The organism is Psychrobacter sp. SC65A.3 (assembly GCF_025642195.1).
Taxonomy (GTDB): Bacteria; Pseudomonadota; Gammaproteobacteria; order Pseudomonadales; family Moraxellaceae; genus Psychrobacter; species Psychrobacter cryohalolentis.
In genome coordinates this window covers 1,601,412-1,625,300 of sequence record NZ_CP106752.1, presented here as the reverse complement: position 1 = coordinate 1,625,300, position 23,889 = coordinate 1,601,412, and the positions used below count along the sequence as shown (strand labels likewise).

The window sequence follows — 23,889 nt, the reverse complement described above, 5'->3', positions numbered from 1 at the left end:
CATAATGATTATCTAACTTTAAAATCTTTAAGCTTAGATATGATTAAGCTAAAATAGCCTAAGCATAAGTTGATATTGCCTGATAAATAGCACGCTCTCCATCAGAACGAGGTAAAGGTTGGCAAATCTGGTTACGCTTTATAGCGTACGATAGGCTGACCAAACTGTACCACTTCAGAATTAGTGACCAAGATCTCATCAATAACACCACTTTGAGTCGCCTCAAGAGGATTCATAATTTTCATCGCTTCAATGATGCCGAGCGTATCACCAGCTTGCACTTTTTGTCCAACCTTTATAAATGGTGGATCATTAGGGCTAGGGGCTGAGTAATAAACGCCAACCATAGGTGATGTCTCAACACTACCTGCTTTCATCGCAGGCTGCGATTCAGGAGTATGAGGTGTAGCAGCACCAGCAGTAGGTGCGGCCATCATCGTTGGCGCCGGCGCATCATAGTGACGAGTCAAACTGATATGCTCGTCATCTGAGCTGATTTCCAAATTAACCAGTTCGCTTTCTTCCATGAGTGCAATGAGGGTGCGTATTTTTTCAATATCCATAATTGTATTTTTGCCTTGTAACAAATTCGAGAAAAATAGTGTAACTAAATATTGTGTAGATAATTGCTAATGATACCTATATTCACGGCAATGAGCAATCGATGTACAGTTGTTAACTGAGTTTTTTTACATATTATGACGTAAGCGCTCGTTTGAGTAAGAAATGCTAAAGAATTTATCATAGTCTATGTGACTTGCGAGCGCCAGTGATGATTATTACAGATAACATTTAGATAAACTTGTGTAAACCTAGTCTTATTATTATCCCCACATTGCCAGCAATCTCTTCTGTTGGTAGCGCAAACGTATGGTAAGTAAAATAGACGATAAAAATAACCCTGTAATTAAAGCCATCCAAAAACCTTGCGCCCCAATATCAGTGAAGCGTACTAGATAAATACCAAGCGGCAGTGCCACTATCCAGTAGCAAAATAGGGTAACCCACATCGGGATTGTAGTATCTTGCATGCCCCGTAATATGCCCGCGACATTGACTTGCCAGCCATCAAATAGCTGATAAGCAAGCGCAAAGATGAGCAAATGCATGGCTTGAGCTCGTACTACAGGATTGTCAGTGAATGCCGCTGCCAATTGTGGTCTAAATAGCCAAACACCAATCATACAAGCAAATGCAATAAGTACCGTCCATATAAGACCGGTTGCTTGTACTTGACGCAGTGCCATTAGGTTTTTTTCACCAAAGCGGTTGGATACCATAATGGTCAGTGCCATCGCGACCGAAATGGGGATCATAAACAACTGCGAGGTCACTGATAGGGCGACTTGGTGCGACGCGGTTGCCAGCTCACCCAATGGACTAATCACCAGTGCGCCTAAGCTAAATAGACTGGCTTCAAAAAAGATAGAGACGCCAATCGGAATACCAAGCTTGAGAAGTTTTTTTATCTGTGCCCGATTTGGGCTGGCAAAGGCATAAAAGAAGCGCGTACTGGCAAATTGCTGACGCTTAGTAAAGCTGGTATAAGCGGCTAATAATAAGACGTTAATCCACAAAACGATAGCAGTTGCTACCCCGCAACCAGCGCCACCCATCTCAGGCATGCCAAATAAGCCATGGATAAAAATATAGTTAAGCGGGATATCTGCAAGCAGCCCTATGATACTAATAACTGTCACTGGCTCAGGTCGACCAAGCGCTTCACAGTAACTACGCAGCACCGCATAAACGGCAATTGCAGGGAAGCCAAATGATACGCCATGCAAATACTGAGTTGCTATCGGTTGTATATTTTCAGGAACACCCATGAGGGCAAGTACATTGGGTGCTAGGTTGACAATGATAAAACCAAGGATACCAATGACACCAGCCGTCCATAATGACTGCTGCGTGATATGTGGTACTTTATCGAGTTGGTTTTGACCAATGGCTTCACCGATCAGAGGCGTAGTCGCAATCAAAATACCTGTTGCTAATAAAAATAATGGTAGCCAAATACCTGAGCCGACAGCGACAGCAGCCAAATCAAGTGCCGAAACTTGACCTGCCATAATGGCATCGACAACACCAAGCGCTGCTTGACAAAATTGGGTGATTAAGATGGGCAGCGCGAGTATACCTAAGCGTAAACTGTAACTTTTAAAATCTACAAAAGACAACGGGAAAACCATAATGAGCAACTTTTATTCTTTACAATAATTATTTTTAATAAACAAATTTTACTAATGAACAAACACAGCCATCAATAAATCAATAGCGAGACAGTAAAATAGGAGGTGTGCGACGATAATACTCCGATAAATAATATGAGCAAGTCCATTTTTAATAAGACTAGGCATGCAGAGTTAAAAAAGAATCACTGATGCTAAAATAAAAATAACCCGTCAATTCAAGTGATGAAGTGACAGGTCATAAGTTAATAGAATGGTAAAGAAGTCAGGCTATAATGTAAATATTTTAGAAAAGTTTGATGAAGGTCGTATTTATAGGTGTATTAAGCCCCTAATAGAAGAGTTAAACATCAATTTTGGTGCTTGTAAGCCAGAATTATTCATTCAATAGAGTCGGTATCTTCTGACAGTAAATTAAGATTTCCTGCAATATCCATGATTGCATACCAGTGTTTAGGCTCCAGTGGTATGATGGTCAATTGCTCACAGCCTTTTCTCAGTAATAATGAGTCCTCGAGCGCGGGCAGAAACTTTAGCTCTGACAGTGGTAATATTTTGTTAAAAGCTTGATTGAAAGTCAAATCAACCATATACCATCGCGGATTCTCTGCGGTGGCTTTCGGGTCGTAATGCCGGTGTTCAGGATGAAATTGAGTAATATCAGGATAGCCAGCTTGACTAATAGTCACGATACCAGCAACGCCTGAGGGTTTAGCACTAGAGTGGTAAAAAAACGCCTTGTCACCTACTTGCATATCATCACGCATAAAATTGCGGGCTCGGTAGTTACGCACGCCATCCCACATCTCTGTTCCTGCACCTTCTAAGTCTTTTATACTAAAACAGCTTGGATTAGATTTTATAAGCCAATATGCCATGGTTTTTATCCTTTTTATATAGTCGGTTATTTATAATTATTTTATATAATAATGGTGATTCTTAGTTATTTTGCCTATAACTAAGAATTTTTAACATGAGCCTTTGTCATTGGTTTTGTTATCGATAGAATTTTCTTGAAGTTAGGCTTTTTTTTACTGTGCTTAGCCGTTATCCTAGCGGTATTTTCTGCTATTGATGGCAGTTACCTATTTATAGATAAGTCCGCTTATGTCAAATATCAAACCTAATCAACTGTTTCAGCAAGCAAAGCCTTTTCATGATGGTCATTCGAATGCAGTAGAAGTGACAGACATTCCATTGGCGTTATACATCCATATCCCGTGGTGTGTCAAAAAATGCCCATACTGTGATTTTAATTCACATGAGCTACCAGTTGATAGTCAGCTGTCCATGTATGATGAATATGTCGATGCATTATTGCAAGATGCTGCTATGCAGCAGATATTGACCCAAGGACGTGAGATTAGCTCCATATTTATCGGCGGTGGTACGCCGTCGTTGTTGCCCATTGCTCAATACCAGCGCTTGTTTGATGGTTTACGGAAATATTATCAATTTTCTAGCGACATCGAAATCACCATGGAGGCAAATCCAGGCACCCTTGAGCATGCGCCATTTGCTGAGTATTTAGGGGTGGGTATTAATCGCCTATCGATAGGTGTACAGAGCTTTTCTGCTGAACAATTAACCACGCTTGGACGCATTCATAATCCTACTCAAGCGCTATCTGCAATTAAAGCAGCTCGAAAAGCTGGATTTGAGCGCGTAAACGTGGATTTGATGCATGGACTGCCAGAGCAAACCATGAGCGAGGCATTAGACGATATTCAAATGGCACACGATGCTGGTGCGACCCATATCTCATGGTATCAGCTGACCATTGAGCCAAATACCGTATTCTATCGCAGTCAGCCAATTTTACCCAATGAGGATCGCTTGGCAGATATAGAAGAATCTGGTCAGACATTATTACAGAATTTAGGCTATTGCAATTATGAGGTATCTGCATGGTCTGGGGCAGCGGATAAGCCTTGTCAACATAACGTCAATTACTGGCAGTTTGGTGACTATTTGGCAATCGGGGCGGGTGCTCATGGAAAAGTCACTATTGGACAAGATATTATCGGACAAGGTATTGGCAATGAGATGGCGACTGACATATGGAGTATTGATAGCGAAAATACTCAAACAGGTATCTATCGCTTTAGTAAATCCCGTATGCCAAAAAGTTATATAGAATATGAAGAAGCTCATGGCCAAGATGGGGCATCAATATCAGCGCCAAAAATGGTTGGCTGGCAAGCGATTGATGAAGAGGAGTTGGTTAGTGAGTTTATGCTTAACGCCTTACGTTTGCATGGTGGCGTAGCATGGTCGTTATTTGAAGCACGTACGGGGCTAAGTTATGACAGCATTGCAATACAAGTTGCTACATTAATCGAGCAAGGTCTATTGATAGATCATCCGGAACAGTTGCAACCGACAGAACTTGGTAAAAGGTATCTCAATCAAATATTAAGAGCATTTTTATAGCGAAGTATGCTTGTTAAATATTCAGAACTTAAGCTTCATAAAAAAGGGCTTATCACATAGATGATAAGCCCTTTAAACAACCTAAATATTTAAAGCTTAGATTTTGTTTTGTACTTCTTGTGCAGTACCGCTTACAGCACTACCAGCGCTTGATACGTCTTGGCCTAGACCTTTAAAAGTGTTACAACCAGTTAATACAAACATAGCAGCCAAAGATGCGATAACTAATTTTTTCATGGTATATTCCTCAAAAAAGACAGATACAGATAAGTAGTGTAGTAACAGTGAAACCTGATGTTGATCCTAAGTTACACTGCAAGATGATAACAGACGATGACAATATTTTTATATTATCCCCTTGTCCGTTACAGCCATCATAATCAAAGTTAAAATACGTGCCCAGTATCAAAATGTAATTATTGGCAGTAAACTGTAACTTTTAATTACCTTTGCCATATAAGTCAGAAAAATAACCCTAATGCTAATGACGGAGAGAGTATGACCATTCATATCGTGCTGGTAGCGCCAAAAATGCCCAGTAATACGGGCAATATCATTCGTCTGTGTGCCAATAGTGGGGCGCAGCTGCATTTAGTCAAACCATTAGGGTTTGAGCTGGATGATAAAAAATTGCGCCGTGCAGGATTAGATTATCATGAGTATGCCCATCTGCAAGTACACGACAATTGGTCAATAGCAAAGCAAGCATTGCAGGATGCTGACTGTCATACCATTACGGCATTGACCACCAAGTTAAGTAAGCCTTTTTATGATTATGATTTTGGTGGACAAGAGACTGCAGAGTCGGGCAGTGATTTTTCTGGAAATAATGTGGCCATGGTTTTTGGCTCAGAAACAGCGGGACTGGCAGATGATATACGTGAAGATATTGGCGCTGATAACTGGCTACGATTGCCGATGCTAGCAGATTCACGCAGTTTGAATCTGTCGAACAGCGTGGCAATATGTTTATATGAGGTATGGCGACAACAAGGATTTGGCGGTGATGAAGGTCGTAGTATCGGCTATGAGACACTCATCGTCTACGACCCAAAGTAGTACTTTTATTATAAATGCTCATAAAAAAGGCAGATAAATAAAGAATTTATCTGTCTTTTTTATGAGCATTTATAAGCAATTCGGCGGTTTGGGTAGCCCAGCGAGGCGATTGACATGGCGGGCGACCAGACCTGTGTTAAATAGCTGCTGTAGCTTTTGATTGCTGATGTCATTATCGGGCAAAGTCTGTTGCAGCCATTTGATCAACGGGCGGGTAGCGGGGGCGTGATTAAATTTTATAAAAAACGCTCGTACTTGCTGCAATATGGCCAAGTGCTCAGCATTTAAATGTACGTCCAAGGTATCGGCTAGCTGCTGTGCAATAATTGGCGTCCAGACAGTGTGGTCGCATAAATGTCCATCTTGGTCTAATGCCACATCGTCTAATGCTAAATCGATTGAGCTCAGAGAGGATGTAGACGAGTTAGTAGACATACTCATAAGGCAATCGTCACGACTTTATCAAAGCGGCTGTCTTGGGTCATCGCTACCCATTCTGCATCGCTTAAAATATCAGTGAGCTTTGCCGCTAGATTAAGCTTCGCTGCGGTATTTTCATGCAACTGTGCCACATCGTCGGCAAGCGCGTAAATACCAGCAATGGTTTCTATTTCCATATTCTCGATATCGCCCAAATATGCATTGAACCAATCTATAAATGCGACGGTTGTACCCAACAAAAGGATGCTATCGCCCGCCTGCCATGACAACGCCATTTGTTCCGTAGTGCGTCTGAGCGTATCCATACTGCTATGTAATTGATATAAAGTTGCCATACTCGTGTCCGATTGCTTGCTATAGGTTTGAAACAATAAAATTTTACATCAGCTTTGCTATTTATAGCTTTAAGATTAAAAAGTGAGAATTTGCTCAAATACTTGTAAATTTACTTCTTCTGGAATCAAGACTAACTGCGTTGCCAAGTCCGTCGGTAGCATGCCAGCTATCCAGCCACTAAAAACATCGTCAGGTAGCCACGCTGGCGGCATATCATAAAGCTCAAGCGCTTGAATCATACCTTGCAAGCGTGAGTTTGGCTGCATTAAAAATCCAAAGACGGGCGCATCCAAATACAGCTGCACTTCGTGCCCAAAGGTTGCCAACGTCAAGGCCAGCGCACAGCCTTCATAGCTTGCCATTTCAGTGGGCGTATGCAGCCGAATGAGTAATTTCATGAGGTTTTCCTAATCTTATTTGTCGCTATCTATTGGTATCAAACTGAATTTTTATTTCCATCATCTTTATTAGAATTGTAGTAAGCGACAGTCGCCTTGCATCATCATAGCAAGCTCACTCAGACCTACCAGCTTAAAACCTGTCGCTAGATTTTCTGTCTCTAACTGATGGCGGCTGCTGTTGTCCGTATCACTAATACCGCGACTGAGTGCCGTACTGACGCATACTGGCAGCACAAGATTATATTGTTCTGCCAGTACCTGCCACTCTTGGGTAATATTTGATTGATCAGCGGATTGCCACCTTAAACGATTGGCAGTATGTGCTGCATCTGCATAAAAGAAGATGTTTAATACAGAGTTTTCATGATCCGCGCTATTAGGCGCATTATCGGCTAAAGAGGCGTTTTGTAGATAAGCGCGCGCATAGCGTAATGCCAGATAGGCAAGTGGATGGCTTGGGTCAGCGGTAATCAAAAGTAGAGGTGTTGAGAGTGTCATAATGGCGGTATCACATAGTATTAATAAGCATTGAATAAATGAGTATTGAAAAAGAACTGAGACCTTGTGTGGCTGTATATTGTATCATCATTCAGCGCTTTTTCATTTTTTGCAAGTATAGTCAATTCTAAATAAAACAGATACGTTATGTTCCAACGCAGTACTGGTATAAATTTTTCTGGCGTGCTGTGCCTACGCCGACAGAGGCTGCGTAAAATTCATCCCAGTCCTACTGTAGCGCTTTAATACTGAATTCGCTATATGCTTGCTCTTGGCAGCGCATTACTTTATTTATGTTACTATAAAAGCATAGTGTTTAACTGATCCATAGCAGTTGTGACCGTTCCGTAAGAAAAAACAATAAACTTATTCGCCCAGTTCACGTAGGCTTATGGCTCTATGCTGCAATGAGGTATCATCATTATGCTATCTACCACTCCAAATGGTAACGGCTATCAGCCCACATCAGAACAGCTACAAGTATTGCAAACTGCCAGTGAGTTTGCTTATCAAATTTGGCAAAGTCGCACGGGCGCCTGCCAGACGTTTTTACGCAGTTATCCTTTAGACACGACCTTAACGCGCCAACAGATTGATGACCTGATACAAGATTATACCTTGGACGAAAATTATCAGCTTGGCCATGAAAACAAAGTGATGAGTGGTTTACGCAATTTGCGTATGCTACTGATGATGCGTTGGGTATGGCAAGACGCATTGGCAGTGATTGAGCTTGAGCAATTGACCGACGAGCTGTCCGAATTCGCTGATGGTTGTATTTTATTTGCGAAAAACTATACCTATCAGCAGTTGGTGACTCAATATGGTCAGCCTACCTTTATTAATGAGAAAGGCAATGCGCAAGTTGATGATATGGCGATTATGGCAATGGGCAAGCTTGGCGCTCATGAGCTGAATTTATCAAGTGACATTGATCTGATTTTTATCCATCAAGCGCGCGGTGAAACTGATGGGGATAAAGCTAAAGGCACGCGTAGTATAGATAATAAGCGTTTTATGACTCGGCTCGGTCAAGGTATTATTAAGTTGCTCGACAATAATACCGCTGATGGTTTTGTGTTTCGAGTAGATATGCGCCTGCGCCCATGGGGTGATGGTAGTGATTTGGCGATTCATCTGTCAGCATTACAGAAGTATTTTTCTCAGCATGGGCGGGCATGGGAGCGGTTTGCTTGGCTAAAAGCCCGCGTGGTTGGGCACATAGAGCGACCGTTCTATGATGACATTCAAGCACTTATTAAGCCGTTTGTCTTTCGATATTACGTCGATTATAGTGCTTTTTCGGCATTACGAGAGATGAAGTCTCTGATTCAGAATCAAGTCGCCCAGCGTGAGGATTTGGACAATATCAAACTCGGTGCTGGTGGTATTCGAGATATCGAGTTTATCGTTCAAGCTTTCCAGTTGATTTATGGCGGACGGCATCCGCAGCTACAGGTCAAATCTTGTTTGAAGGCAATGCAGGCGCTGTATGAGCTTAAGTATTTAGAAGAAACCACTTATCAGGAACTGCAAAGTGCTTATCGGTTTTTACGCCGGCTTGAGCACGGTATTCAAGCAATCAATGACCAGCAAACCCAGCGTCTTCCTCATGATGTGCATTGGCAGCACAATCTTGCGCTCACGCTTGGGTTTGAAGACTGGGCTGCATTATTAAATACGCTTAATTATCATCGATATCATGTCAATGTGCCGTTTGAGCGTATGGTTACTGAAAGGCAAGTACCGGATCACGATGATGAGCTAGAACCTGCTAACTTGGATGAGCAAGTGGCTCGTTTAAATGACGTGTTGACGGAAGAGAATCATAGCCAATTGCAAAATTTTTGGCAGTCAAAAATGGTGGCCAATTTAAGCGATGAGGCTCGTGAACGCTTGGACGGAGCGTATCCAGTAATTGTGCATGCGCTACTTGCTCATCAAGATCAGCAGCAATTGGCGAATACTGCATTGCCGCGCTTGATTGCCTTGCTGGAAGCGATTTGTCGTCGTTCTATCTACTTGGTTATGATTGCAGAGAACCCAAACGCCACGGTTGAGTTGATTCCGATGCTGTCTGCTAGCCCTTGGATTGCCAAAGAGCTGGCACAGTATCCAGTGTTATTAGATACATTTTTACAGCAACGCTATCGGCATTTGCCAGACAAACTTGAGCTGCGTGATATCTTGCGTCAGCAGTTATTGAGAGTAGAGCCTAATGACGAAGAAAAGCTGCTTAGCGTATTACGATTATTTAAAAAGAATCAAGTATTAGCGGTTGCCGCCAGTGATGTGTTGGCTGAACGTCCAATCATGAAGGTGTCGGATTCTCTAACTTATATTGCTGAAGTGGTATTAGAAGCGGCGCTTGAACGTGCTTTTGCTGAAATTGTGAAACGTTATGGTTATCCTATTGGCCAAGATGGCGATCCGGTCACCGAAGCAGATTGCGGCTTTGCTATTATCGGCTATGGCAAGCTTGGCGGTCTTGAGTTGTCTTATTCATCAGATTTAGATTTGGTGTTTTTGCATAAAATAAAAGAGCAGGGTATGACCACGGGTGAAAATTCGGTCAGTGGCATGAAGTTTGCGGCACGCTTGGCGCAAAAGCTCATGACCTATCTTAATACCCAAACCCGTGATGGCCGTGCTTATGAGGTAGATATGCGCCTGCGTCCCTCCGGCAATGCTGGCATGATGGTGGTGTCTTGTCATGCGTTTGAAACCTATCAGCTTGAGAAAGCTTGGTCATGGGAGCATCAAGCGCTGGTACGGGCGCGTGCAATCTGCGGTGATAAACGCGTCACAGCCCGTTTTTGTGATATTCGCCGTACTGTCTTAGCATTACCGCGCACAATTGAGGAAGTACGTATCGAAGTGACAAGTATGCGTATCAAAATGCAAAAGCATCTGGGTACGAGCCAATGGCAACAGCAAGCGGGTAAGTTTCATCTTAAACAAGATGCAGGCGGTGTCATTGATATCGAGTTTTTGGCACAATTTGCCGTACTGGCCTATTCGCATGAACATCCAACCTTGACCAAATGGAGCGATAACGTCCGTATCTTTGAGGAGATGGCGACACTAGGTATTTGGGAGCGTGAGATCTGTCAAGATTTGACGGATGCTTATTTGCGCATAAGGGCTGCAACGCATCAATTGGCACTATCCGAGCAGTCATTACTGGTCGATGAGTCGCTTTGGACTGAAACCCGTGCACTCGTACAGGCGCAGTGGCAGCATTTGATGGGTGTGGAATCGACAGAATAGCGGTATTAAAACGGCTGTGCTGAATGAAAGGACAGTGTTAAGACAGTCTTGGCACTGATATTTAACGCCATATAAATAAAGGCACTGCAGTAATGAACTAAAATATTTCATTTGCTTGGCGTGCTGGTGATATAATCATTTGCGCATTAAATTTGCACATGATATTCGTGCATTAAAACAGACACTCAGTGTCACTATAAAATTTTAATTAAAACATTTACTTAACACTCAACAAAAAAAGTTAGACGTTAGCGCTAGCATAAGGATTATTAGATGAATATGGCAACAAAGGAAGGCAAGCTTTGGATGAATGGCACGATGATTGAACAGCCAGATGCCAAAATTCATGTGCTTACGCACAGCATGCATTATGGTATCGCAGTCTTTGAAGGCGTCCGTGCCTATCAAACTGCTGATAACCGTACCGCGATTTTCCGCTTAAAAGAACATACTGAGCGTCTGCTAGGTTCGGCAAAGATTTTCCAAATGGACGTGCCTTTTGATGCAGCAACACTTGAGCAAGCACACAAAGATGTGGTCAAGCAGAACAATCTAGCAGAAGCTTATATTCGCCCGCTAATTTGGTTCGGTGCCGAAAAACTGGGTCTGTCATCACGTGATAATAGCGTTAATGCCATGGTAGCCGCTTGGCATTGGGGCGCCTACCTTGGTGAAGAAGGTATCAAAAACGGTATTCGTGTAAAAACGTCATCATATACCCATCATTTGCCAAACGTGACCATGTGTAAAGCAAAAGCCTCAAGTAACTACCCAGTATCTATCATGGCGAACCAAGAAGTGACCCGTAACGGCTATGACGAAGCCATCTTGATGGATCCACAAGGCTATGTCTGCCAAGGCGCTGGTGAGAACTTATTTTTAGTTAAAGATGGTGTGCTACATACTCCTGATTTAGCAGGCGGGGCACTTGACGGTATCACGCGTCGAACTATTGTCCAATTTGCTGAAGATTTGGGCATTAAAGTTGTTGAGCGCCGTATCACTCGTGATGAGTTCTACTTAGCGGATGAAATATTTATGACTGGTACTGCTGCTGAAGTCACGCCTATTCGTGAATACGATGATCGTACTATCGGTAATGGTGGTCGCGGTCCGTTGACTGAAAAGCTGCAAACCTTATACTTTGATGTGGTTCATGGTCGTAATGAGCAGTATATGGATTGGTTAAGTTTTATTGACTGATTGTGTTACTTTATTTTTTTTAAAAAGCTGGACGTCACTGTCCAGCTTTTTTATGATTAAATGATTCTTTTTAAGTAGAGCTATTAAATAACTATATTCATAAATAGTCTACAATAACTGCTTTTTAAAGTATTTTACTAATCTGGTTTGAATACACATTATATCGAGGTAGCTGTGAAAATCCTTCATGTTCTGCTTACTAGGATGCCTATACCGCCTTTAAAATATGGAGGCACTGAACGTGTTGTTTGGGCATTATATAAAGGGCAAAAAGAGTTGGGACATGACGTTAAGTTTATGACCAAGCATCAGAACCAACATCCTGATTCAATTTTATACAATCCTGCTCAGGGAATTGAAGATCAAGTAGAAGGCTGGGCCGATGTTATTCATTTCCATTTCTTATTTCAAGGGACATTAAAAACCCCTTTTGTTTGTACAACGCATAACCAACAGATTACCCCTGCTATATTTCCTAAAAATACTATATTTCTGGGGAAATTACATGCCGAACGTAGTGGGGGAGAAGCGTATGTTTATAATGGCTTATACTGGGAGGATTATGAGCAACCTAATATAAAGCAGCCAGAAAACTATGTACATTTTTTAGCGAATGCAAAATATAAAGACAAAAATTTAAAAGACAGTGTGGATATTGCAAGACAAGCAAATAAAAAATTGCATGTTATTGGTAGTAAACGTTACTGCTTAAAATGGCGTAAAGACGGAAAATATCAACCTTATATTTATCCGGGTAATGATCTTAAGTTTTATGGCATGATTGGCGGTGACAAGAAGAATAAGGTTATTCGCAACTCGCAAGCGTTGATTTTTCCTGTACTAACAAATGAAGCTTTTGGCTTAGCTATGATTGAAAGCTTATATTTAGGCTGCCCTGTTATTGGTAGTCGATGTGGTTCTCTGCCAGAGCTCATCAATCAAGATGTCGGTGTTAGTACCGATAGTAAAAGTGTGATGATAGATACTCTAAGAAATATTGGACAATTTAGTCGTCAGCGCTGTCATGATTATGCACGAGACACATTCAATCACCTTGTGATGAGTAAGAACTACTTATATTTTTATGAAAAAGTCTTAAATGGTCATGCTTTACATGAGACAGCACCTAAGGTGACTCAAAATCTCCCATATGATTTTGTCTTAAAAGATTAAAAGGTTAAATGATGAAAATATTACATGTACTTTTGACTCAGTTAAGTATTCCACCCAAAGATTATGGTGGTACTGAACGAGTGTTATGGGGATTGTATCAAGGACAAAAATCACTAGGGCATGAAGTCAGGTTTTTAACCAAGCACAAAAGCTCACATAAAGATGCGGTCTATTTTGATGAGCAACTGCCTTTAGAAAAGCAAATAGAAGGGTGGGCAGATATCATTCACTTTCATTTTCGCTATGATAATGATATCGATACTCCATTTGTGTGTACTGAACACAGTAACAGCGAGATTGAACAAGAATATCCTGTCAATACGATCTATTTATCAAAGAAGCATGCGGAAAACTATAATGCCAATTGCTATGTGCACAATGGTTTGTATTGGAATGATTATGGCGAGCCAGACTTTAATCCTAAAAACTATGTCCATTTTTTAGCAAAAGCTTCTTGGCGAATTAAGAACCTGCAAGGAACTGTGAAAATAGCGCAGCAAGCGGATATTCCGCTACATGTATTAGGCGGCGATCGTTTTAACATCCGTCGGAACCCTTATTTTTATACGTCCTCAAAACTGACCTTCCATGGAATGGTCGGTGGTGAGCAAAAAAATCAGTTACTCCGTCACTCCAAAGGATTGCTCTTTCCCGTGTTATGGCATGAGCCTTTTGGATTGGCAGTCATTGAAAGCCTATATCTGGGTTGTCCTGTACTGGCAACACCTTTTGGGTCTCTACCAGATATCATCACGCAAGAGGATGTTGGCGTTTTATCTGACAGTTATGCCGAGCTTGTTGAGGCGACTAAAAATATTGATAGATTTGATAGACGTGCTTGTCATCATCATGCGCAGACGTATTTTAGTCATGTTGCCATGGCAAAAGGCTATATGGAATGCTATGAAAAAGTGCTTGCAGGCGAAGTACTTAATGCAACTAAACCAAGAGCCAAAGCAAATATTAAAGAAAGATTAAAAATGAGAGACTGATTTAGTGAATTAGTCGAAAGGGACGATAGTGTAAAACGTACGTTTACCGATACTACGTTTAATCTTTTTGAAATAATGTTTTAGGTCTCGTGGATCTTTCGATCTGATTTTTCTATGCTCTATGCGTCCAGCTTCCAGATCGCTTGCTAAAGTAGGATTATCTGCTTCTAAGAAAGTTGATTGTATGCTTAAAGCAGGAGAGATTTGGTAGACTGATATTCGAGGTAAGAATTTATCAAAAATCATTTCGTCTATTGGCACGTAGTCTTTTTCATTGAGAGATCTGATCTGATGAAGTAGTGTTTTTGCGCCTTTATTTGAAATAATATAAGCCGCTGCTCCGGTATGCCAGTTTTCTAACTTTAAAAAACATCTCTCTCCATAATTGATTTCTTTTTCACTACAATGTGTTTTCTCTAATGCTGTTTCTAATTTGATAATATCCATGTCAATTAAGTTATCTAATATCCATTGATTATCAGTGAGAAAATTATTAGCATTTTCTCCTAAGTATATATCGTCCTCAAATATTGACATATATTCGAGATTGTCGTCTATTATTTTTTGCCATAAGCAAACATGGCTCAAAAAACAAGCTTTTTCTATAGGTGATAAACGCTCACTTTCTGCCAAGCGTAAACCTAATGCTTTAGACACTTCCGTCAATTGAGAGATTGTTATCGCATCATAGAATTCAGAAGGGATGTTTTGCTTTGTAAATTCTTGAATGATGTGCTGACGACGATCAGTCGCGGTTGTTAAGCTGATGACATGGTTCTGCATTCAATCTTTTCCTTGGTTAAGCTGCCAAAGCATTATATATTTATCCATTGTGTAGCCTAATGAGGCGAAAGCCAAAATATAGCCATAAGCCCCGCCTAATATGTCAGCACGCATGATGTATTCACGAAAGAAAGAAAACCAAGAACGTAATAACATGCCTAAAAGCGTTACCTTTTTACCTTTATGATGTTTTTCTCTTGCCCAATCATGACTGTAGCGCACATTTTTCATCAAAAAATGGTGTAAATTATCATTGGTAATATGCAATAGATAACCTTTCAATACCTCACTTGGAACGCCTTTTTGATCTAACGATTCATGAACGTCTAAATTAGAATATTTAAATAAGCTATTGGCATATAATCGTGCCAGTTTATCCGTATACCATATTCGTTTCTGTACTTCGACGCCGCAAAACTGATTGACTCGAGCCACACTAAATACTCTATCAGTCTGTAGCGGCTCATTTAACAACATAGCAATAGAATGTCTTAAATCATTCTCTAGACGTTCGTCTGCATCTAGTACTAAGACATAATCACAAGTAGCATAAGATTGTGCCAACTGTCGCTGTCTTCCGAAGCCTTGCCACTGTTCATTGACGTACCATTTAGCACCATACTGTAGGGCAATGGCTTTAGTATCATCTGTGCTACCAGAATCCAAAATAATGATTTCATCTACAATATCTTGTACTGTTTTTAAACATACTTCTAAATGCTTGCCTTCATTTTTTACAATCATTACTAAAGACAAGCTGCTTTGTTTTTTCGATACGTCTACTGGCTGTAAGTTTTCAGCTATTTCCAACGATTTTATAAATGCTTGCTCTGTTTTATTGTATGTTAGGTCATATAAAATAGCGTATTTATTAAAGGTATACTGCATAAATAGCAGCGAATATATGAGTCCGTATTTGCCTTTTAAGAAGCGTCCATCTATTAGGTACTGCTTAATAAATGCCCAAATTGGATTGAAAATAACTTTATAAAAGCTAATTTTTCTACCTTTTTTATGGCGATCCTCAGCCCACGCCTTAGCATAATCTAAACGTTTTTGTAGCCAAAATAGTGGCGTTTCGGCTGTATGATGGCGCATAAACCCATCTAATGTCTTGGTAATAGCATTATGTAGGACGACAGATTCATGGACTAGATTTTCATTATAATAAAAGTGACAGGGATATAAACGCCAGTGTGCTTTTATTGCCCAATAGCTAGGGTCAATTTCGTGCCCAAAAATACAATCAATACGCTTAATACCATAGACTGTATTATCAGGTTTTTGTGTGATGATCTTTAGTATACTTTCTTTAAGCTGAGGAGTAACTTCTTCATCAGCATCTAATGCAAAAATCCAATCACCGGTCGCATATGACTGTGCCAATTGACGTTGTTTGCCAAATCCCTGCCAATCTGTATTGACATACCATGTTCCGCCATATTGCTCTACGAGCTGACGGCTATTATCGGTGCTGCCTGAGTCTAATACGATGATTTCATCAGCCAATCCTTGCAGAGAAGGTAAAGTAATAGCAAGGTTTTTGGCTTCATTTTTAACTATCATTACTACTGATAAGCGGTATGACCTAATATTTTTTACATGATTCACACCATATGCTCCTGTAGATAGTGATTTAGATTTGCATCAAAATAAGGGCTAATACCCTAAAAAATAGTAGCCTACAGTTTAATTAGACAATAACAAATGTATTAGCGAATGAATAAAAAAATGTTTTAATAGATGCTTGTTCGTAATATAAAAATAGAGGAGACTAGCATACAAATGCAGAGCGCTGCAATATTAAACAATTATTTTACGGCTATTTATTATACCAAGATAGGCATCACAAGTATGAAAGACGGGTTACTATGATAACTAGCAATAAACCAACTATTTTACTAATATTAAAAGCGTTAGAAGGGCGCGGTGCAGAACGTATGGTCACGACATTGGCGCGTGCCTATATAGATATGGATTATGATGTCCATGTGCTTTGCCTAGAAGATACGACAGATATGTGCTTAGATGCTCACGTGCATTACCACATCGTCCCTTATAATCAGCCGCTTTTTAATATAGAAACTGAGCAAGCCACCGCTTATAAACAGGTTGCAGCGCGCATTGATGAATATGTACTAAAAAATATCGGAACACCTAAATTAATCTTGGCCAATATTTACAAGGTTAATTGGATTATGGCATATAGTAAGCTACCAAATATAGTGAACGTATTGCACACCGCAGTGTCCAAACAGTTTCAAGAAAAGCTAGCAACTATACCTGCTCAAACCATAAGTCATTTAAAAGTGGTTTATGGTGCTCATCCGTGCAGTTGTGTCAGTGAAGGCGCATGCCAAGATTTATTGGCATTAATAGGTAACTTAAATAGAACCACGACAATTTATAACCCATGCGATGTCAGTCAAATTCAGCAATTGGCCAGTGAACATTTTCATATTGAAGAGTTTGGCTTGACTGATAAAGGTTATATTATTCATGTCGCTTCGTTTGACGCTATGAAAGGTCATCGTGATTTACTGCAGGCCTATGCCAAAACAGAGCGCAGACTACCATTGGTTTTGGTAGGTAAAGGTCGACTTGAAGATGAAATAAAACAATTAGCGATTGAGTTAAAAATTGAGGATAAAGTATATTTTTTAGGCTTTCATGCCAATCCTTATCCGTTGATTGCGGGAGCCGCACTGCTCGTCATGACCTCTAAGTATGAGGGCTTTGGTTATGTTATCGTCGAAGCGCAAGCCTTAAATATACCTGTTATCAGTACGGATTGCCCCTTTGGTCCAAGAGAGCTGTTACCACAGAAAAACTTAGTTGCTATTGATGATATCGAAGGGTTGGCAGCGCTAATAAGTCAGGCATTAGATAATGCGAATCAATTTATAACGCCGTTAAATCAGCAGCTATTACCAAAACATATTGCACAGCAGTATTTAGATTTTTCGCTATCAATAGTAAATGATATTAACTAAAGTCGAAAAGTGATTTAGAGATAGGAGAGTGATTGGTAACACGCGTGCCATATTGTTGATAGGTTTTGGCTAATAAATTAAATGACGGTACAATAGTATTGCTGATGACATTATTTAGCGTCGTGGGCGCACTACGCTCTCTATCTTCATAAAAACGCGGCTCGTTACTATTAAGTAGATCAACACCATATAAATGCAGTGCGTTTGCACCACGGGAGAAAGCCAGCTGCGTTGCTACATAAGCCACTGTTCCAGCTTCTACAAAGCCGTAGGTGATGTCTAAGGACAACCCGATAGGTGATGGCTGATGATAGCTATCGATAACAAATTTAGCATGCTTAGCAAATGCTGATAGTGGCGTTTTTCTATTGAGCGCTTGGTATCGTGACTCCTTACCTAACAGCAAAAGACTAAATTCTGAATCATTTCCTTTAACACCCCACGGTCTGTCAACAAGATAGATAATACGCATCTTATGATGATATTTTTTTATGATTTCAGGGTGGGCGCTGACCAATGCTTCTAATACTGCCAAGGTGGCATATAAGGGCTGACCGGTGTAGTATTTATTTAATATATCGGGCTGATGGAGGATAAAACGTGCATCACTAATGACATAACCGACGACTTTGGTAAAGCTATACTGAGCGGTGAGACTAATACTACCATTAATAAAAATCGTGGCTGTATCTAGTAAAGGTATAAAATCTACCTCAGCAATAGAAGGACCTGAAGCAATGATATTGACAGCTTGTCGGTCAAGGTTTTGTTGATTTTCTTTTGCGTTAAATGCGTGAATAGGGAACGGCTGATTACCAACCTCAAACTCAATCATAGGAGGTAATCCCAATTTCAGCTCCAGATATTTTAAAGTAATGATGGTTTGATGATTAAATTATATCCAATATTCTTTGAGCCAAGGGCTCGGCTTCACATGACGATACCATTTACCGCCACCCCCTGCTATCGCGTCTGGCGGATTAATCTCACCATGGAAAATAACGATTTTAGCATCATTTGGCAGAGTAGGTGCCCGTACTAGATTAAAAGGAATAGGTGCAATACACTGATATTTAAAACTCACGCACCAGTCTTTGTTCCAATACTCTAAATGATGATGCTCACGTAAATAATTGGACAGATACGCTTGCTCATGGCGAACTTGCTGACGAATGCTGTCGAAGTTGCGCTCAAAATTTGCGAGCAAATCAGGATAAGTATTCATACCGATATTGAAGCGGTATACCGAGCTATTGCCAATCATACGCCACGGTTTTTTCCAGTCACGAATGATGACGACGCTGTCTTCATGCTCAGCTTTATAAGTGAAAAAGCCGTCGATATTATCAACGATAACGATATCAATATCTAAAAATAATGCAACGCCTTTTAAATCGTAAAGCTCGGGCTTAAAAGTCGTGAGCTTTTTCCAGCCACGCTCAGGTCCTGCAGGTAGATTGAGCTCAGGGATAGGGTGGCAGATAACAGCAGGATCGATACCAGTACTGTCATCGGTTAAGCAAACCATCTGAAAATCTAAAGTTAGGTTACGATGCACCATGTTATAAAGACGGTTGACATATTCAGCACCATATTTATCACCCCATTTCATACAAATAATATAACGCTGATCAGAGTTTTTACTGTCTGTTGGCGTTTGATTGGTTGGTAAATTTTGATTCATGTCAGTTGCCATAGTGCACTCATATTTATATAAATAAGGGGCTAACTTTTAAAAAATTGATAAAAAACACTAAAATTGAGAGTCTATCAGTAGCGTACGGATTTCACTGTATCGATTTTATTTATTATCGACACTAGGATGATGTGCGCGAATAAATGCGGCTAGATTGGCTTCATCAGTGTTATAAGGGTTGTCTATCATAGGGATATGCTTAAAGCGTCGATAACCCCACATATAATGACTGTAATTGTCTTCAATCATACGTTGCATTGCTAGATTGAGTGCATAAGCTGCCGTTTCAGTATTGCGATCATATAATGCTGGGTCATCGAGTTTATAGCAATAAATATCAAAGCCATGCCCGTCGTCGCGGCGAATACATGCCAATCCGACCAGTGCGCATTTGGTTTTACTAGCAAGTTTGGAGGCGAGGGTACTGGTCAACGTTTCAATGCCAAAAAAAGGCACGATGATACCGCCTGATGGGTCAGGAACGTGGTCAGGTAAGACAATACTAAAACCACCTTGTTTGAGTGTTTTAAATACTGCTTTTACACCGCTACCATCCGTCGGTACTAATGTCGCATTGAGGCGGGCACGACCTTGCAATATAAAATTGTTGGTAATGTCACCTTTTACGGGCTTATACATGATGGTTGGCGAGCCAAATTGATTGAGCCAAGCATTCATCATCTCCCACGTACCCAAATGCGGTACGATCGCGAGCATGCCGTTAGGACTAGCAAGTCCATCAAGTAAGATGTCTTTATTATGAACGTCACGAATTTGAGCAATACTCCAATCAGGTGGCATCGCCCAGCTTTTGATTGACTCAATGCTGGTTAAACATTGATGATAGATAATCTCTTTGGTTAAGGCTTGTTTTTGCAGGTGAGATAACATAGGGGCAATCAGTGCCATGTTGATTTTAACCGTGCGCATGATACTAGCGCTTGGCATCCTTAAGATTATCCACGCAACAAAACGTGCCAGCATCTGCAAGACAGACAGTGGCACGATTTTGAAAATATGATACGGATTCATGACCATTCACACAGTAATGAATCACGTAACAGGCACTGTAAAAAATAGCTTCGCATGATCAGACTATTTATTCAGCAGACTTACTGGTGTCAGCTTGTACTTTTTCACGGACACGGATACCAAGCTCACGTAGCTGCTTGGTATTTACCTCAGCCGGTGCTTGGGTCAATGGACATTCAGCAGTTTTGGTTTTTGGGAAGGCAATCACGTCACGGATAGAGCTTGCGCCTACCATAAGCATGATTAAGCGATCCAAACCAAATGCCAAGCCACCATGTGGCGGCGCGCCAAATTTTAACGCATCAAGCAAGAAGCCAAATTTGTCTTCTGCTTCCTGATCATCAATACCCAATGCTTCAAATACGGCTGTTTGCATCTCAAGCGTGTTGATACGTAAACTACCACCACCCACTTCAGTACCGTTTAATACCATATCATAAGCGATAGAAAGGGCAGATTCAGGATTGGTTTTTAATTCTTCAACCGAACCTTTTGGCTTAGTAAATGGATGATGCATTGAGGTCCAGCGACCATCTTCAGTTTCTTCAAACATCGGGAAGTCAGTTACCCAAAGTGGGGCCCACTCACAAGTGGTCATTTCTAAATCTAAACCAATCTTTTGACGTAGGGCGCCGATGGCATCATTGACTACACTGGCTTTATCCGCACCAAAGAAGATAATATCGTTGCTTTCTGCACCAGTACGCTCAATCAGGCTTACCAATACATCATCAGTCATATTCTTAATGATAGGAGACTGTAGACCAGATTCTTTATCCACGCCGTTATTGATGTTGCTGGCATCGTTGACTTTAATATAAGCCAGACCACGTGCACCATAGATACCAACGAACTTGGTATAAGCATCGATTTGTTTACGGCTTAATGAAGCACCGCCTGGTATACGTAGGGCAGCAACACGACCTTTAGGATCGTTAGCAGGACCGGCAAACACTTTAAAATCAACGTCTTTCATTAAGTCTGCAACGTCAATCAATTTAAGCGGAATACGTAGGTCAGGCTTGTCTGAGGCATAATCACGCATGGCTTCAGCATAAGTCATACGTGGGAACTGTTCAAATTCAACGTCCATCATCGTCTTAAAGACATGCTTAATCAGACCTTCGTTGATATTCATGATTTCTTCTTCATTTAAGAAAGAAGTCTCAATATCGACTTGGGTAAATTCAGGCTGACGATCCGCACGTAAATCTTCATCACGGAAGCACTTAGCGATTTGATAATAGCGGTCAAAACCTGCGACCATCAATAACTGTTTAAACAGCTGTGGCGACTGCGGTAAGGCAAAGAAGTTACCCGGACGCGTACGTGAAGGCACAAGATAATCACGAGCACCTTCTGGCGTTGCACGAGTCAAGATAGGGGTTTCTACGTCTAAAAAGCCATGATCATCCAAATAACGACGAATCGCTGAGGTGGCTTTCGCACGGAATACCATACGATCTTGCATTTGTGGACGGCGCATATCAAGATAGCGATATTTGAGACGCAAATCTTCTGATACCGTACTTTTCTCATCATTCAATGGGAATGGCGGGGTTTCAGATTTTGCCAGCACTTCAATTTCTTTGGCCAACAGCTCGATATGACCACTGGTCATATTTGCGTTTTCAGTGCCCGCGTAGCGTTGACGGACACGACCTGTAATTTTTATTACATATTCAGGACGTACCGCATCAGCAATAGCGAACGCTTCTGGGGTATCAGGATCGACAACGACCTGCAAGATACCAGCGCGGTCACGCATGTCTAAGAAAATCACGCCACCGTGATCGCGACGACGATGTACCCAGCCTACGACACTAATGGTTTGCTCAATTAAGCTTTCGGTTACGGCTCCGCAATATTCGTCTCGGTATTCGCTATGCGTCATAATATAATTATCCAGTTGTCAGCCCAATTCGAAATACAATAATGCAGCCATCGTTACGCTTCTTTTAGATAATAACTAGTTTAGTTAAAAGAAGCGCAAACAACGCGATTAAGACAAATAGTCATCACGTTGGCTACAGAAAATTTGGTGTAAACGTATATTATGCCTAATCTGCCTTTGTTATACAACCGAATCAGCCCAATCAAAGCTCAGTAAAGATGGCTATAAGCCGTATTTATGCCGTAACAATTGCATTAGGTTAAATATTGTTCCTCTGCTTGAAAAGATAAGCGCGCGTGCGCATATCAGCCTAACTTATAAAATTACACTAAGACCGTCTTAATCATTTAAGGAATCGCACTCATGCTTTTTAATCCCTCTAAAAACCCTGTTGAGCTAAGAGTTATCCATCTGAATAAAAACCAAGAGCAACGCCGTGAAGACCTGATGGAGGCGACTCAAGGTAAAGCTGCCCTCAAACAATTCAAAAAAACACTGGCTAAAAAAGCAAAACAAGCCCTAAAAGCGAAAACCAAAAATAAGAAAAAAAATAGTGATAGCAAGCAACAAGTTTTTGTACTCGACTTTGATGGCGATATCAAAGCCACTGCTGTTAAACACCTGCGTGAAGAGATTAGCACACTTATCAGCACGGCGAATAAAGGCGATGAAGTGGTGGTGCGTCTAGAGTCTGGTGGGGGCGTAGTACACGGTTATGGTTTAGCCGCCGCACAATTGGCTCGTCTGAAAGATGCCGGTTTGAAACTCACCGTCTGCGTTGATAAGGTTGCAGCTAGTGGTGGCTATATGATGGCCTGCGTAGCGGACAATATTGTGGCGGCGCCATTTGCCATTATTGGCTCTATCGGTGTGGTATCACAACTGCCCAATTTTCATAAATGGCTCAAAAACCATGATGTCGATTATGAGATGTTTACGGCTGGTGATTACAAACGTACCGTGACTGTATTTGGTGAAAATGACGACGAAGATCGTGCCAAATATCAAGAAGAGCTAGAGCAAACCCATGAGTTATTTAAGCACTTTGTCAATCGTTATCGCGGTATGCTTGATGTAGATAAAGTTGCAACAGGCGAGCATTGGTATGGTGAAGATGCGCTGCATTTGAACTTGGTAGATAAATTACAGACATCAGACAGTTATCTATTAGAGCGTATGGAAAACAACGAAGTGTACGCGCTGCATTCACGTCAAAAGCCAACACTGGCAGAAAAGCTAGGGCTATCACAAGCTGCAGAAGCGACCATCAGCATGGCGGTTGATAAGCTGCCAGAGGCACTAGCACGATTTGACCTTAATAGTCGTTTAAATATCTTAAAGTAGTTTTAAGTATTAAGAGGCTAGTGCATAGCTGATCTTTAAAGTTCTAACCTTAATTTGTGCATTGTTTGTATTTTGTAAAAGGCGTGTCCTAACGGGTCGCGCCTTTTTGCTGTTTAAAAATAATTGCTGTGTTATAAATGGTAAATACG

Annotated in this window: 22 protein-coding genes; 8 read left to right on the top strand and 14 right to left on the bottom strand. The window is 41.0% G+C overall.

Annotated features, from left to right (window positions below; translation table 11 throughout):
* Window positions 1–131: 131 nt before the first annotated feature.
* From accB to OEG80_RS06900, 3 genes are all read right to left on the bottom strand, one after another.
* The gene (gene accB / locus OEG80_RS06910; RefSeq protein ID WP_020443368.1) at window positions 132–563 is read right to left on the bottom strand and encodes an acetyl-CoA carboxylase biotin carboxyl carrier protein; all 432 of its coding nucleotides are present in this window, start codon (window positions 561–563) and stop codon (window positions 132–134) included.
* A gap of 261 nt (window positions 564–824) precedes the next feature.
* Entirely contained in the window at window positions 825–2,192 is a 1,368-nt protein-coding gene (locus OEG80_RS06905; protein WP_011513501.1) for an MATE family efflux transporter, read from the bottom strand.
* Window positions 2,193–2,572: 380 nt separating this feature from the next.
* Entirely contained in the window at window positions 2,573–3,070 is a 498-nt protein-coding gene (locus OEG80_RS06900; protein WP_263240059.1) for an EVE domain-containing protein, read from the bottom strand.
* A gap of 229 nt (window positions 3,071–3,299) precedes the next feature.
* Here OEG80_RS06900 and hemW point away from each other — a divergent pair, with 229 nt between their 5' ends.
* Window positions 3,300–4,625 carry a radical SAM family heme chaperone HemW gene (gene hemW, locus OEG80_RS06895; RefSeq protein ID WP_263240058.1) on the top strand — a complete coding sequence of 442 codons (1,326 nt, stop codon included), beginning with the start codon at window positions 3,300–3,302 and terminating at the stop codon, window positions 4,623–4,625.
* 96 nt (window positions 4,626–4,721) lie between these two features.
* Here the strand turns inward: hemW and OEG80_RS06890 are convergent, their stop codons facing one another.
* A complete protein-coding gene (locus tag OEG80_RS06890) occupies window positions 4,722–4,862 on the bottom strand; it encodes an entericidin A/B family lipoprotein (RefSeq protein WP_011280495.1) in 141 nt (46 codons plus the stop codon).
* Window positions 4,863–5,123: 261 nt separating this feature from the next.
* Here OEG80_RS06890 and OEG80_RS06885 point away from each other — a divergent pair, with 261 nt between their 5' ends.
* Window positions 5,124–5,684: a tRNA (cytidine(34)-2'-O)-methyltransferase gene (locus OEG80_RS06885; RefSeq protein WP_011513504.1), complete on the top strand. Its 561-nt coding sequence runs from the start codon at window positions 5,124–5,126 to the stop codon at window positions 5,682–5,684.
* Between the two features lie 69 nt (window positions 5,685–5,753).
* Here the strand turns inward: OEG80_RS06885 and OEG80_RS06880 are convergent, their stop codons facing one another.
* The 4 genes from OEG80_RS06880 to tusD form a co-directional block, all read right to left on the bottom strand.
* Entirely contained in the window at window positions 5,754–6,119 is a 366-nt protein-coding gene (locus tag OEG80_RS06880; protein ID WP_410477351.1) for a TusE/DsrC/DsvC family sulfur relay protein, read from the bottom strand.
* Between the two features lie 2 nt (window positions 6,120–6,121).
* Entirely contained in the window at window positions 6,122–6,460 is a 339-nt protein-coding gene (locus OEG80_RS06875) for a hypothetical protein (RefSeq protein WP_149408394.1), read from the bottom strand.
* 75 nt (window positions 6,461–6,535) lie between these two features.
* The gene (locus tag OEG80_RS06870) at window positions 6,536–6,859 is read right to left on the bottom strand and encodes a hypothetical protein (protein WP_011513507.1); all 324 of its coding nucleotides are present in this window, start codon (window positions 6,857–6,859) and stop codon (window positions 6,536–6,538) included.
* Window positions 6,860–6,928: 69 nt separating this feature from the next.
* Window positions 6,929–7,360, bottom strand: coding sequence for a sulfurtransferase complex subunit TusD (tusD, locus tag OEG80_RS06865; RefSeq protein ID WP_149408393.1), 432 nt, complete (start codon window positions 7,358–7,360; stop codon window positions 6,929–6,931).
* A gap of 423 nt (window positions 7,361–7,783) precedes the next feature.
* On the opposite strand from tusD, the gene glnE reads away from it, so the two are divergent.
* From glnE to OEG80_RS06845, 4 genes are all read left to right on the top strand, one after another.
* Window positions 7,784–10,630: a bifunctional [glutamate--ammonia ligase]-adenylyl-L-tyrosine phosphorylase/[glutamate--ammonia-ligase] adenylyltransferase gene (gene glnE, locus OEG80_RS06860; protein WP_263240056.1), complete on the top strand. Its 2,847-nt coding sequence runs from the start codon at window positions 7,784–7,786 to the stop codon at window positions 10,628–10,630.
* 273 nt (window positions 10,631–10,903) lie between these two features.
* Window positions 10,904–11,833, top strand: coding sequence for a branched-chain amino acid transaminase (locus tag OEG80_RS06855; protein WP_011513510.1), 930 nt, complete (start codon window positions 10,904–10,906; stop codon window positions 11,831–11,833).
* 174 nt (window positions 11,834–12,007) lie between these two features.
* Window positions 12,008–13,006 carry a glycosyltransferase family 4 protein gene (locus OEG80_RS06850; RefSeq protein ID WP_263240054.1) on the top strand — a complete coding sequence of 333 codons (999 nt, stop codon included), beginning with the start codon at window positions 12,008–12,010 and terminating at the stop codon, window positions 13,004–13,006.
* Window positions 13,007–13,017: 11 nt separating this feature from the next.
* Window positions 13,018–13,998, top strand: a complete 981-nt coding sequence (locus tag OEG80_RS06845) for a glycosyltransferase family 4 protein (protein ID WP_020443378.1) — start codon at window positions 13,018–13,020, stop codon at window positions 13,996–13,998.
* 9 nt (window positions 13,999–14,007) lie between these two features.
* On the opposite strand, the gene OEG80_RS06840 is transcribed toward OEG80_RS06845, so the two are convergent.
* Window positions 14,008–14,781 carry a glycosyltransferase family 25 protein gene (locus tag OEG80_RS06840; RefSeq protein ID WP_263240053.1) on the bottom strand — a complete coding sequence of 258 codons (774 nt, stop codon included), beginning with the start codon at window positions 14,779–14,781 and terminating at the stop codon, window positions 14,008–14,010.
* Window positions 14,782–16,347, bottom strand: coding sequence for a glycosyltransferase family 2 protein (locus OEG80_RS06835; protein WP_263240052.1), 1,566 nt, complete (start codon window positions 16,345–16,347; stop codon window positions 14,782–14,784).
* A gap of 305 nt (window positions 16,348–16,652) precedes the next feature.
* Here OEG80_RS06835 and OEG80_RS06830 point away from each other — a divergent pair, with 305 nt between their 5' ends.
* On the top strand, window positions 16,653–17,774 hold the full coding sequence (locus tag OEG80_RS06830; protein WP_149408388.1) for a glycosyltransferase: 1,122 nt from the start codon (window positions 16,653–16,655) through the stop codon (window positions 17,772–17,774).
* On the opposite strand, the gene OEG80_RS06825 is transcribed toward OEG80_RS06830, so the two are convergent.
* From OEG80_RS06825 to aspS, 4 genes are all read right to left on the bottom strand, one after another.
* Window positions 17,767–18,609: a hypothetical protein gene (locus tag OEG80_RS06825; RefSeq protein WP_149408387.1), complete on the bottom strand. Its 843-nt coding sequence runs from the start codon at window positions 18,607–18,609 to the stop codon at window positions 17,767–17,769. The genes OEG80_RS06830 and OEG80_RS06825 overlap by 8 nt on opposite strands.
* Before the next feature lie 60 nt (window positions 18,610–18,669).
* Window positions 18,670–19,470 carry a glycosyltransferase gene (locus OEG80_RS06820; protein ID WP_149408386.1) on the bottom strand — a complete coding sequence of 267 codons (801 nt, stop codon included), beginning with the start codon at window positions 19,468–19,470 and terminating at the stop codon, window positions 18,670–18,672.
* Between the two features lie 105 nt (window positions 19,471–19,575).
* The gene (locus tag OEG80_RS06815; protein ID WP_149408385.1) at window positions 19,576–20,502 is read right to left on the bottom strand and encodes a lysophospholipid acyltransferase family protein; all 927 of its coding nucleotides are present in this window, start codon (window positions 20,500–20,502) and stop codon (window positions 19,576–19,578) included.
* Between the two features lie 67 nt (window positions 20,503–20,569).
* A complete protein-coding gene (aspS, locus tag OEG80_RS06810) occupies window positions 20,570–22,396 on the bottom strand; it encodes an aspartate--tRNA ligase (RefSeq protein WP_133104246.1) in 1,827 nt (608 codons plus the stop codon).
* Window positions 22,397–22,759: 363 nt separating this feature from the next.
* Between aspS and sohB the strand changes: the two genes are divergently transcribed.
* A complete protein-coding gene (gene sohB, locus OEG80_RS06805) occupies window positions 22,760–23,740 on the top strand; it encodes a protease SohB (RefSeq protein WP_149408384.1) in 981 nt (326 codons plus the stop codon).
* Window positions 23,741–23,889: the final 149 nt, after the last annotated feature.